The sequence below is a fragment of the Magnetofaba australis IT-1 genome (assembly GCF_002109495.1).
Classification (GTDB): Bacteria; Pseudomonadota; Magnetococcia; order Magnetococcales; family Magnetococcaceae; genus Magnetofaba; species Magnetofaba australis.
In genome coordinates, this window is record NZ_LVJN01000021.1 from 250,284 (window position 1) to 262,354 (window position 12,071).

Sequence of the window (12,071 nt, forward strand, 5' to 3'; positions counted from 1 at the left end):
GGGCGGCGCCCCACGATTTGGCTTTTGACTTTTGGAACTCGAGGGCGGAGCCCTCGATATCTTCCATTTTCAAAATCGCGAATGTCCATTTTTGGATTTGACTGACTCTTATATATGTTCAGCAACACTGTGCGTAAATGCACAGGAGTAAAACGAACGAGGGTGCAGGGCAAAGCCCTGCCGGGGTTTGGGGCGGAGCCCCAATATCTTTCATCTTCAACAGTGTAAAAACAGACTCCATGCTCATCCACATCACCCGACAGGAAAACCCAGCATGGCGTTAACGCTGGTCATGGCGCATGGCTGGGGCCTGGGGCCGGGGCTGTGGCGCCCCATGCGCCGCCATCTGGAGCCTCATTGGCCGGTGCAGGCCATCGATCTGGGCTTTGTCGGCGCAGGCGACTGGCAAACTCCGCCTGCGGGCGAGTGGGTCGGCGTGGGCCACTCCCTGGGCGGGCAGTGGCTGATGCAAGGGCTGGTGACGCAACAGAACCCCGAGTGCGCCGATCCCCACCCCTGGGGCGCAGAAGCCTGGACGCGCTGTCGCGGTTTGTGCTTCATCGCAGCCGCGCCGCGTTTTGCCCACGCCGAGGGGTTTGCCGAGGGGGTTTCGCCACGGATTTTACAGCGCATGCGGAAACGGCTGGGCGAAGACCCCGCACAAGTGTTAAAAGAGTTCGGCCAACGCGGCGGCGTGCCCGATTTCATGAATCGCGGCGCGCCTGCGACGCTGGACGCCGCCCGCCTGGACGCCGGGCTGGCGTGGCTGGCCGACTGGGACGCGCGCGACGCCCTCGCCGCCACCCCCCTGCCCTGGCGCCTCATCGCCGCCCAGGACGACCCGGTGATGACCCCGAGCATGCTGCGCGCCGCCTATGGCGCGTGCGCCGATGATCCGCAGATCAGCCACTGGATGGCCGATGGCGGCCACATGTTGCCTTTGACGCGCGCCGCCCAGTGCGCGCAGACGCTGATGCGTTTTTTGGAGACCCTGGCATGACCCAGTTGTTCGACCCGTCCACCCACCGGCGCGCCCGGCGCAACAAGCGCGTAGCCCACGCCTTCTCCAAAGCCCACGGCTACCACCAGCGCGCGCTGACCCAGCGCCACATCGCCGAAGAGCTGGACGCGCAGTTGGAGGAGCTGGAGCTGCCCAACGCGCCGCGGGTGCTGGAGATCGGCTGCGGCACCGGCTTTTTGAGCGCGCCGGTGTTGCGCCGCTGGCCGCAGGGCGACTTCCTGTTCACCGACATCTCCCCCAACATGCTCAACCGCGCCCGCGCGCACCTGGGCGGACTGCCGGGTCGGCGTCAGTTCGTGGCCATGGATGGGGAGCAGTGCGCGCTCAAACCCGGCTTTGACCTCATCGTCTCCAGCATGGCGTTCCAGTGGTTCGCCGATCTGGCCAGCACGCTGACGCAACTGGTCAGTCTGCTCAATCCAGGCGGACATCTGGCCTTCGCCACCCTGGGCGCGGAGACGTTTCAGGAGTGGCGCCGCGCCTGCGCGCGGCAGAGCGCGGCGTGCGGCAGTCCCCACTTCCCCACCCTGGACGATATGGAGAAGCTGTGGCCCGCTGGCGGCGAAGGGTGGCTGGACGAAGAGCGCGTTGACGTACAGCACCCCTCGGCGCACGCCTTCCTGCGCTGTCTGCGCGACGTGGGCGCCCACCGCTCCACTCTGGACCACCGCCCGCTGTCGGCGGCGACCATGCGTCGCCTGCTGCGCGCCGCCGCCGCGCGCGACGGCGGCGGCGGCTTCTCGGTCACCTATCATGTGCTCTATGGAATCTATACCCGTGACAACGACCTCGGCCCCATCCACTGAGTCCGGCGCCACACGGCCCCGCGCGACCAGCGGCGACCCCTTCTGCGACGCTCTGGCGAGCCAGGCGCTGGCGGGCGAGCCCATCGCCGAGGCCGACGCCCTGCGCCTGCTCACCGATGCGTCCATTCCCCTGCTGGCGCTGCTGCAGGCGGCGTTCGCCGTGCGTCACGCCCACTTTGGCCGTGGGGTGCGGGTGCACATTCTCAACAATGTGCAAAACGGCTATTGCCCGGAGGAGTGCAACTACTGCGCCCAGGCCAAAAACAGCGACGCGCCCATTGAGAAGTACAGTCTCAAATCCGACGACGAGATTCTCGACGGCGCGCGCCGTGCGTATGAGTCGGGAGCGTATCGCTACTGCATCGTGCAGTCGGGGCGCGGACCCGGGGCCAAACGCGTGGAGCAGATGGCGGATCTGATCAGCCGCATCAAGGCGACCTATCCGGTGCAGGTGTGTCTGTCGGCGGGATTGCTGGAGGAGGGCATGGCCGCGCAACTCAAAGCGGCGGGGCTGGATCGCTATAACCACAATCTCAACACCGCCGAGAGCCACTACGGCAAGATCTGCTCCACCCACGGCTACGCCGACCGTTTATCCACCCTGACTCAGGCCAAAGCGGTGGGGCTGGAGGTGTGCAGCGGCATGATCATGGGCATGGGCGAGCCGCCGCAGGATCTCATCGAAGTGGCGCGCACCCTCAAGCGACTAAACGCCCGCTCCATTCCGCTCAACTTCTACGTCTACGTGCCCGGCGCGCAGTTGGGCGAGGTGGATCAGCTCACACCGGACTACTGCCTGCGCGCGCTGTGTCTGTTCCGCTTTATCAACCCCGATGCCGAGATCCGCGCGGCGGGCGGACGCGAAGCCAATCTGCGCGGCCTGGCCTCCCTGGCGCTCTATCCGGCCAATTCGATCTTCGCCGAGGGCTATCTCAACGTGGGCGGCGATGCGGCCCAGGCGGCGCGGCGCATGATTGAGGATGCGGGCTTCTTCGTGGAGAGCGTGGAGGAGGAGTAATCCACCCCTCCCCGCCACAAAAAGCAAAGGGCGCAGAGATCGTGTGATCTCTGCGCCCCACTCCGCCACGACCGACTCCCCCCAGAGCGTCGTAGCGGCATTCCAGTCTGCAGGCGATTTTGCCGTGCGCCAAAGCGCCATCCCACCTCCCGCAAAAATCGCTGCTGCAAAACCGATCTAGAATAGCGGCATCGCCTCAGCAACACGACTGGCAATTGAAAATATCAATTTCTATTGGGAACGGATCGTCCCGCGTGCAGACTTGTTAGGCCTCCCACGCCGCTTTGAGCGCCGCGTGCAGGGCGCGCCAGCGGGCCGGGTCGCTCTGAGTCTCGGGATTGACGTAGAGGAACTGTCCCACCTCATCCAGACAGCCGCCCAAGCCATCGCCGGCATCGTAAACCAGCAGCTCCTCGGCGCCGCCCGCGCCGGTGCGGCTCAACACATAACCCTGCGCCCGCGCCCAGGCGATCTGCGCGGCGTCCGGGGGACTGATGGGGGCGTCACTCATGCTGCTCTCCTGCTGCTGTGGCCACAGACCCGCTCTGGGCCAACATCGATCTGTCTTTACGTGAGTTGAACAAAGCAGAAGATTCGCCTGCTTTTGCCCTCCATATTCCCCTCGTTTGGGGTATCCTGACAACAGGATTCGCCCCGATGGGCTCCCCGCCATTCCCGACTCAGTCGATTCCACTCCCTCCTCGGCGCGCGCGCCGGGGCGCCCGGCGCTGTGGCATGAGGGCCGCGCATGAATGTTGCCCAACTTTCGCTCAATCGCATCACCGTCATCGCTCTGCTGGTCACTGTCAGCATTGTCGGCGCGTTGGCCACCGGCCTCACGCTGATCGCGCTCAACGTCAGCTTCTCCCACCATGCCCAGCAGATGCAGCGTGGACTGGTGAGCGATTTTACCAAGTCGCTGCGCGACGCCGTGGCTGTACGCCGCGCCATCCTGCAGGATCTGGCCGCCAATCCCCAATGGGCGGCGGATCTGCAATCCAAAGAGACGGCGCAACCGCAAATTGAGGCGCGCTTGGCGCAAACGCGTCTGGTGGGCAAACAGGCGCCGATGATTCTGTTCGACGCCGCCGGCGCCCCGCGCGCCACGGTGGACACCGAACCGTGGTGGATCACCCCGGCGCAGCTGGCCGCCGCCCTGCGCGACCCCCTGCCTCTGGTGTGGCGCGAAACCAACGCGCTCAATGAGCACGGCCCCTCGTTGTGGGCGCTGGCGCCAATCCGCCAGCAGGGCGTCACTCTCGGCGCGTTGGCCACCCAACTCCCCCTGGCGAAACTTCCAGCAATTCGTCGTTTGCAGGCCGATCCCCAGGTTAGTGGCGTGATTCTGATGCATGGCGAGCGCACATTGCTGCGCGTCGGCATCATGCAGGGAGAGCCCTCTATCAAACATCACATGCGGAAATTGGGCCTCACTGCACAGTTCTATCTGGATTGGAGTTCTCTGCGCGAAGAGCGCGCCAAACTGCTGGGACGGTTTCTGCTGCTGGGCGCGCTGGCCATGGCCGCCCTGGGCTGGCTGTTGCACCGGCTGGGACGCCACTACCTGGTGGAGCCGCTGCAACTGCTGGAACAACGCGCCGCGCGCCTGGGCGCCGCCGATATCAACACCGCGCCTCTGCCGGAGCTGCCGGGACGCGAATTGAACGCCCTGGCGCAAACCCTGGAGCGGATGGGACACAAAATCGCCCAGTCACACGCCGAGTTGGAGCGTCAAGTCAGCGAACGCACCGCCGCGCTGCGCGCGCGCGAAACCGAAGCGCGCAAACTGGCCATGGTGGCGCGCCATACCGATAACATCGTCATCATCACCGGCCCTGACCGTCGCATTGAGTGGGTCAACGAAAGCTTTACCCGCATCACCGGCTATACCCTGGATCAAGCGCGGGGCGTCACCCCGGGGGCGCTGTTGCAGGGGCCGGAGACCGACCCGAAAACCATCCGCATGCTCTCGGCCAAGCTCAATGCGCGCGAAAGCTGCGAGGCGGAGATCCTCAACTATCGCAGCAGCGGCGAGGCCTACTGGGTGCACATGTTCATCCAGCCGATTTTCGACGACTTCGGACATCTGGAGAACTACATCGCCTTGGGCTTGGAGATCACCCAACGCATCGCCCACGAGCGCGCGTTGCAGGAAGCGGCGCTGGCTATTGAGCACAATGAGCAGCGTCTGCGCATGGCCCTGGAGAATGGCGAACTGGGACTGTGGGACGTCAATTTCGCCACCGGCGAATCCTACGGCAACGACATTGAGCGGCGCATCTATGGCCATGATATCACTGAAGCGTGGGGCAAACGGCGCAATTGGGTGGAACAGTTGCACCCGGCGGACCGTAATCGCGTGCTTGAGGCGGGCGAGGCGTATCGCTCTGGAGCCATAGAGAAGTATGACCTGGAGTATCGCATCCTCACTCATGATGGCGAACCGCGTTGGGTGCACAGTCGCGGCGCAGCGGTGGCGCGGGCTGAATCCGGACGCGTAACGCGCATGGTGGGCACGGTGCGCGATATCACCGAACGCAAAGCGCTGGAGGCGGAGATGACCGCCGCGCGCGAAGCCGCCGAGTCCGCCAGCGAAGCCAAGAGCCGCTTCCTGGCTAACATGAGCCATGAGATCCGCACCCCCATGAACGCCGTCATCGGCATGGCCGAACTGGCCCTGAGCACCGATCTGAACCCGCGCCAGCGCGACTATGTGGAGAAGATTCACGCCTCGGGCAAGGCGCTGCTCGGGATTCTCAACGACATTCTGGACTACTCCAAAATCGAAGCCCAACGCATTGAACTGGAACAGATTCCATTCAGTCTGTGGGAGCTTCTCGAACGCTGCGGCGACCTGCTCGCCCCGCTGCTGCGGCAAAAACCGGTGGAGCTGCTGTTCAATGTGCCGCCCAACGCCCCCGACGCCTGGATCGGCGATCCGCTGCGGTTGGGGCAGATTCTCAACAATCTGTTGGGCAACGCGCTCAAGTTCACCGATCGCGGCGAAATCGAGCTGTCGGTGCGCGTGCGCCCCGACCCCCAACAGATATCACAACGTCTGCTGCAGATCAGCGTGCGCGATACCGGCATCGGCATGAGTCAAGAGCAGATGGCGACGCTGTTCCAGCCCTTTGTCCAGGCCGACAGCAGCGCCACCCGCCGCTTTGGCGGCTCCGGTCTGGGACTCACCATCAGTCAGCGTCTGGCGGCGTTGATGGGCGGGCGCATTAGCGTCTCCAGCCAGCCGGAGATCGGCAGTCGATTCACGTTGGAGATCTCCTTGCCGCTCAATGAAGAGTACGCGCCTAGCGCCGATCCTTGGAGCAGGCTGGCGGGCGTCACGGTGATGGTGGTCGACGACCACCCGTTGATGCGGCAACTGCTCAGCGAGCAGTTACGCGCCCATCAGGTGACAGTGGTTGAGGCCGACTCCGGCGCGCGCGCGTTGGCGATTCTGCACGAACGCATGGCGGCAAACGCGCCCCGCATTCCCTGCCTGTTGCTGGATTGGCGCATGCCCGCCATGGATGGTTTGGAGACTGCCCGCCGCATCGCCCAGGAGATCCCCCTCGCGCAGCGCCCCAGAGTGGTGATGGTCACCAGCAACATCGACCCACATCTGCGCCAACAAGCCGAAACCGTGGGCGTGACGGCGATGCTGGGCAAGCCCGCCTCACCGGAGAAGTTGGCGCAGCGCATTCAACAAGCCATTGATGGCGATGCCCCGGACAAGGCTCTTCGCGCCGTCGCGCCGAAACAATCGCGCTCTGGGGCAGGCGACGTCCTGCGCGGCGCGCGCGCGCTGTTGGCCGAGGACAACCCCATCAATCAGCAGCTCGCCTATGAGCTGCTCACCGGCATGGGACTGGATGTGCGTCTGGCCGACAATGGCGAGCAGGCGGTGGCGCTGCTGCGCGACAATCCCAATGCTTTTGACATCGTGTTGCTGGATCTGCAGATGCCGGTGATGGATGGTCTGGACGCCGCGCGGGCCATGCGCAAACTGCCCGGCGGCGTTGATCTGCCCATCCTCGCCATGACCGCCAACGCCATGCAGCGGGATCGCGAAGCGTGTCTGGAAGCGGGTATGGACGACCATCTGGCCAAGCCCATCGATACCCAGAAGTTAGCGCAGAGCCTCAGCCACTGGCTGCGCGCCAAGCGGCCTGCGGCGGCGCCGACGGCGCCCGCCGCGGCCGCGTTCAGGGTGGTCGATGGCGACGCCGCAACCCGACCCACGCCAACCCAACTCCCCGGCTTGGCCATCGCCGAGGCCGCGCGGCGCATGGATGATAATCTCGCGCTCTATCTGCGCATGCTGCCTGCTTTTGTCAGTGAAATCGGCGAAGCGCCAGACGCCATTGCGCGCGCCTGGGAGCAGCAACAGCAGGATGAAGCCACGCGCATCGCCCACACCCTCAAAGGGCTGGCGGCCAACATCGGCGCGCAAAAGGTGGCGGAAGCGGCGGTGGCGCTGGAAAACGCGCTGATCAATGGCCCGCAAGAGGTGATTGAGGCCGCGTTGCAGCAAGCGCGCGCGGATATCGCCGTGATGAGCGCCAGCGCCGCCACACTGTTTGACAATTGACCCAAGCCCTATGCGCGCCTAATCTTATGTAGAGCTAACTATTGTTGGATCGCCCCACCCCACTGTGCCAAGGATCTGCGCGACGCCTGCATGACCCAAGCAATCGCCAACAGCGGCGAACACCCCCATCACGCACTATGAGGCGCCCACGATGCGCAAGAGCCGCATCCTGATTGTCGATGACGAACTGAGCAATGTGCATATTCTGCAACATCTGCTGCACGATGCGCATACGCTATTGGTGGCGCGCAACGGCGAGCAAGCGTTGGAGCTGGCCGCGCGCAACCCGCCGGATCTGATTCTGTTGGATATCGTCATGCCGGGCATGGATGGCTTTGAGGTGTGCGAACGCCTCAAGGCGGATACGCGCACCCAGGAGATCCCGGTCATCTTTCTGACCGCCAACTCCAGCGTGGCCGACGAAGAGCGCGGGCTGTCGCTGGGCGCCATCGACTACATCAGCAAGCCCTTTTCACCGGGCATTGTGCGGCTGCGGGTGAGCAATCATCTGCAACTGAAACATCAACGCGACCTGCTCAACGAGCTCTCCAATCGCGATGGCCTCACTGGTTTGGCCAATCGCCGCCGCTTCGATGAGTTCTTCTATGACGAGTGGCGGCGGGCGCGCCGTAGCGGCGCGCCGCTGAGCCTGGTGCTGATGGATGTGGACCACTTCAAGAACTACAACGACAACTACGGGCACGGCCAGGGCGACAACTGTTTGCGCAAAGTGGCGCAGGCGTTGGCGGACAAGACCCCCCGCGCCACCGACCTGGCGGCGCGCTATGGCGGCGAGGAGTTCGTGCTGGCGCTGGCGCAGACCGACGCCAACGGCGCGTTAAAAATGGCCGAGCAGTGCCGCGCCGCCATTGAAAGCTTGGGCGAAGCCCACGACTACTCCAGCGCCGGACCGGTGGTGACAGTGAGCGTCGGCGCCCTCACCTGCGCGCCCCAGGAGCATCCCAACATCACCGTGGAGGGCATGCTCAAGCAGGTGGATGACAACCTCTATGCGGCCAAGCACGCCGGTCGCAACCGCGTGGTCGCCAGCCTGCTGGCCCCCGCCTGATCTCCACGCCGTCCGAGTCCGGGCGTCCCGCATTGGCGCCCAATGCGGGACGCTTACCCGCGCTTATTTCCGCAACAGGAAATTGATCAATTCGACATATTGCGCCCGACTGATGTCGCGCGGCGGCGTCACCAGATAGCGATTGTTCACCACCACCGACGGCACGCTTGTCAGACCGCTTCTGGCAAATGACACGTCATATTTGCGCACCATCTGGTCAACAGAAAACCCTTTGAACGCACGATCGAAATTATTGCCATCAACGCCGTGGTTGATAAAAACCTGTCTGAGCGCAGCGTGGTTTTGGGGGGGGCGTCTTTGCTGATGTATCTGCGCAAACATCTCGGGAACCATCTGCTGTTCAATCCCCAGCGCCACCATGGTGGCGTAGGCCTTGGACATGTCATGCGCCATATTGCCGCCCAGGTATGACACGTGTACCCGCTGCACGGAAACACCGGCGGGAAGCTGGCTGCGAATCGAGCCGAAAATGGGTTCAAACGCATAGCAGTGTGGATGGTAGAAAGAGAAGTATTCGGTGACGGTCGGGCTCTTGGCGGGGGCGGCGTTGAGCGTTTTGTAATGCGTCCCCTCTTGAAAGGTCATCGCCTGCGCAGTGGAGGCCACCAGCCACAACACCATTATCATCACTATGCGCTTCATCACTCTGCTTCCTTCACTTTTATCGGTTGTTTTCTGCCTGGCGCGGGCGCCGTTGAGCATGCCGTTTGGTATAACATGCTGATTATACGTAACGCATCAGCGAAAAGAGTTTCCCGCAATGAGCCTATAGTCAGTCAAATTCAAAATTGAACATTGGCGATTTTGAAAATGGAAGATATCGAGGGCTCCGCCCTCGAGCTTCCCAACTGCCAAACCGTGGGGCTCCGCCCCACGCCCCGCTGGGGGCGCAGCCCCCAGACCCCGCCGCCGACCAGTCGGCGGCCAAGAGTCAGCGCAAGCCGGACCTGCGTCACGCAAACATTGGCCGTTTTGCGCCATTTTGGGTTCGATTGACTGGCAGCGCGGTCGGCTTCAGGCGCTGAAACGGGAGGCGGGCAGGTTCTGCAACTGGCGCGCGCCGTGGGCGTTGGCGTGCAGTAGGAACTGGGTGAAGTCATCGGTATTGAGCGGCTTGGCGTAGAGATAGCCCTGCAACTCATCGCAGCCGTGATCGCGCAGCAGCGCCAACTGGCGCGACTCCTCCACCCCTTCGGCCACCACCTTCAGATCCATCGCCCGCGCCACCGACAGCACGGCGGCGACGATGGCCACGTCGTTGGGATCGTCGGGAGCCTCTTTGACGAAAGCGCGGTCGATCTTCAGGGTGTGGATGGGGAACTGCTTCAGATAGCTCAGTGAGGAGTAGCCGGTGCCGAAGTCGTCCATGGCGATGGTGATGTTGCGCGCGCGCAACTCCTGCAGCACATGCACCGCCTGTTCGACGTCCTGCATCATCATGCTCTCGGTGATCTCGATCTCAAAATGCTCGCCCGGCAGCTGCGCCTCGGCCAGAATCGCATCCACCCGCTCGGGCAGCAGCGGATCGAGGAACTCCCGCGCCGACAGATTGACCGCCACCCGCAACGGATGGCCCATATCCAGCCAGCGTTTGCAGTCACGCGCGGCGCGGCGCATGACGAAATCCCCCAGCGGCCCCACCAGACCGGTCTCCTCGGCGATGGGGATGAAGCGTGTGGGCGGGATCTCCTCGCCATCGCGGGTGACCCAGCGCGCCAGCGCCTCCATGCCCACCAGACGCCCGCCATACATCTCCATCTTGGGCTGATAGAACACCGACAGCTCTTCGTTCTCGATGGCCTTTTTGAGCTTGGACTCCAGCATCAGGCGCTCGCGGGCGCGGGTGTTCATATCTTCGGAGAAGAACACGAAGTTGCCGCGACCGCGCGCCTTGGCCTGATACATGGCCACGTCGGCGTTCTTGGTCAGGGTGTCGAAATCCTCGCCATTCTCCGGGAACAGGGAGATGCCAATGCTGGCGCCGACGAAGATCTCCTGCCCCTTGATGTGCATCGGTTTCTGCAACTCGATGAGCACCTTTTCCGCCACATGAGCCACCGAGTCGGAGCTGACGCCCACTTCGGTGAGAATCATGGTGAACTCGTCGCCGCCCAGACGCGCCACGGTGTCGGTGGCGCGCACGCACCCCTCCAGCCGCTGCGCCACGTGTTGCAGCAGTTCGTCGCCGGCGCTGTGGCCGAGAGTGTCGTTGACCTGTTTGAAGCGGTCCAGGTCGATAAAGCAGACCGCAAAGCGCGATTTGTGCCGCCGCGCCGAATAGAATTCATGCTCCAGACGGTCGCGGAATAGCATACGGTTGGGCAGTTGCGTGAGCGGGTCATAGTAGGCCAACTGTTCGAGCTTCATCTCGGTGGCCTTGTCTTCGCTGATGTCGCTGAAGATGCCCACGAAGTGCTCAATGCGATTGGAGGCGTCCCGCACCACGTTGATGGTCAGACGCTTGGGATAGATCTCGCCGTTTTTGCGCCGGTCCCACACCTCGCCCTGCCAGTGCCCCTTACTGAGCACGCTGTTCCACATTTTGGCGTAGAAGTTGTCATCATGACGGCCCGATTTGAAGTCGCGCGGATTGGCTCCGATGGCCTCTTCGCGGGTGTAGCCGCTAATGGCGGAGAAGGCGGGGTTGACGTCGATGATGGCGCCGGTGGGATCGGTAAGGATGATCGCCTCGGCAGTGTTCTGAAACACCATGTGGGCCAGGCGCAGATTGGTCTCGGCGTGGGCGCGCTTTTCGATCTCTTCGGTAAGTTGGCGGTTGCTCTGGGTCAGCTCGGCGGTGCGCTCGGCCACGCGCTCCTCCAGCTCCACCCGGGCGCGCTCCTCCACCGCGCGGGCGCGCTCCAGCGCCTCCATTTCACGCTTGCGCGCTGCGGCTTCGCGGCGCTGCTGTTCGGCCTGGGTCTGGATGAAGTGGGTGACCGCCGCCACCCGCATGAGGAACACCTCGTGGGGGTCGTCCTTATAGATCAGGTCGATGGCCCCGGCCTCCAGCGACTGCTTGACCACGTCGCGGGCCTGGGAGTGCATCAGCACCAGAGTGTTGGCCGTCTCCGGCTGCGCCAACAGGGCGCGGGTGAGTTCGGCGCCGTTGCCTTCGGGCATGTGGAAGTCGACAATGGCCAGCGGCGGACGATGCTCGCGCGCAAGCGTCAGCGCCTCGGTCAGGGAGCTGGCCAGAATCACCTGGTGCCCCTGATCGTAGAGCAGTTGCCCATAGAGCATCTGCACAGTGGTCATGTCATCGACGAAAAGAATCTTCACAATGGCGCTGTCCGCTGCTTGTTACGGAACGTGAACGTCCTCGGAACGGCATCTGGCCGATACGATGGCGGCAAAGAGATTCACTCTAGCACAATCCGTTGCAAACGCCTATGCCCATGGCGCGCATAAGCCCTGCAAAATGACGCGCATAAGCCCTGCAAAACCCACTGCAATGGGCGCTGGAGAATTCTTTGGGCGGATGTTAAAATATGCGCCGATTCCAAACGCTTTCGTCAAGCCGCGCGCGAATTATCGCACCCGGCGCA

At 63.5% G+C, this 12,071-nt stretch carries 8 protein-coding genes; 5 read left to right on the forward strand and 3 right to left on the reverse strand.

Going from position 1 to position 12,071, the window contains the following annotated elements; all coding sequences use genetic code 11:
* Window positions 1-274: 274 nt before the first annotated feature.
* From MAIT1_RS19880 to bioB, 3 genes are read left to right on the forward strand one after another with little or no spacing between them, the layout of a single operon-like run.
* Entirely contained in the window at window positions 275-1,000 is a 726-nt protein-coding gene (locus tag MAIT1_RS19880; protein ID WP_085446666.1) for an alpha/beta hydrolase family protein, read from the forward strand.
* Window positions 997-1,827 (forward strand): malonyl-ACP O-methyltransferase BioC, encoded by an 831-nt coding sequence (bioC, locus tag MAIT1_RS19885; RefSeq protein ID WP_085446668.1) that lies wholly within the window; start codon window positions 997-999, stop codon window positions 1,825-1,827. Before MAIT1_RS19880 ends, bioC begins: the two co-directional genes overlap by 4 nt.
* The gene (bioB, locus tag MAIT1_RS19890; RefSeq protein ID WP_241893521.1) at window positions 1,799-2,845 is read left to right on the forward strand and encodes a biotin synthase BioB; all 1,047 of its coding nucleotides are present in this window, start codon (window positions 1,799-1,801) and stop codon (window positions 2,843-2,845) included. The genes bioC and bioB overlap by 29 nt, the downstream gene beginning before the upstream one ends.
* Window positions 2,846-3,110: 265 nt before the next feature.
* Here the strand turns inward: bioB and MAIT1_RS19895 are convergent, their stop codons facing one another.
* Window positions 3,111-3,356, reverse strand: coding sequence for a hypothetical protein (locus tag MAIT1_RS19895; protein WP_085446670.1), 246 nt, complete (start codon window positions 3,354-3,356; stop codon window positions 3,111-3,113).
* A 237-nt stretch (window positions 3,357-3,593) separates the two neighbouring features.
* Between MAIT1_RS19895 and MAIT1_RS19900 the strand changes: the two genes are divergently transcribed.
* Entirely contained in the window at window positions 3,594-7,433 is a 3,840-nt protein-coding gene (locus MAIT1_RS19900) for a hybrid sensor histidine kinase/response regulator (protein ID WP_085446672.1), read from the forward strand.
* Between the two features lie 151 nt (window positions 7,434-7,584).
* The gene (locus MAIT1_RS19905) at window positions 7,585-8,502 is read left to right on the forward strand and encodes a diguanylate cyclase (RefSeq protein ID WP_085446674.1); all 918 of its coding nucleotides are present in this window, start codon (window positions 7,585-7,587) and stop codon (window positions 8,500-8,502) included.
* A 63-nt stretch (window positions 8,503-8,565) separates the two neighbouring features.
* On the opposite strand, the gene MAIT1_RS19910 is transcribed toward MAIT1_RS19905, so the two are convergent.
* Both MAIT1_RS19910 and MAIT1_RS19915 read right to left on the reverse strand, forming a co-directional pair.
* Window positions 8,566-9,165, reverse strand: coding sequence for a thiol:disulfide interchange protein DsbA/DsbL (locus MAIT1_RS19910; protein ID WP_085446677.1), 600 nt, complete (start codon window positions 9,163-9,165; stop codon window positions 8,566-8,568).
* A 372-nt stretch (window positions 9,166-9,537) separates the two neighbouring features.
* Entirely contained in the window at window positions 9,538-11,805 is a 2,268-nt protein-coding gene (locus tag MAIT1_RS19915) for a two-component system response regulator (RefSeq protein WP_085446679.1), read from the reverse strand.
* Window positions 11,806-12,071: the final 266 nt, after the last annotated feature.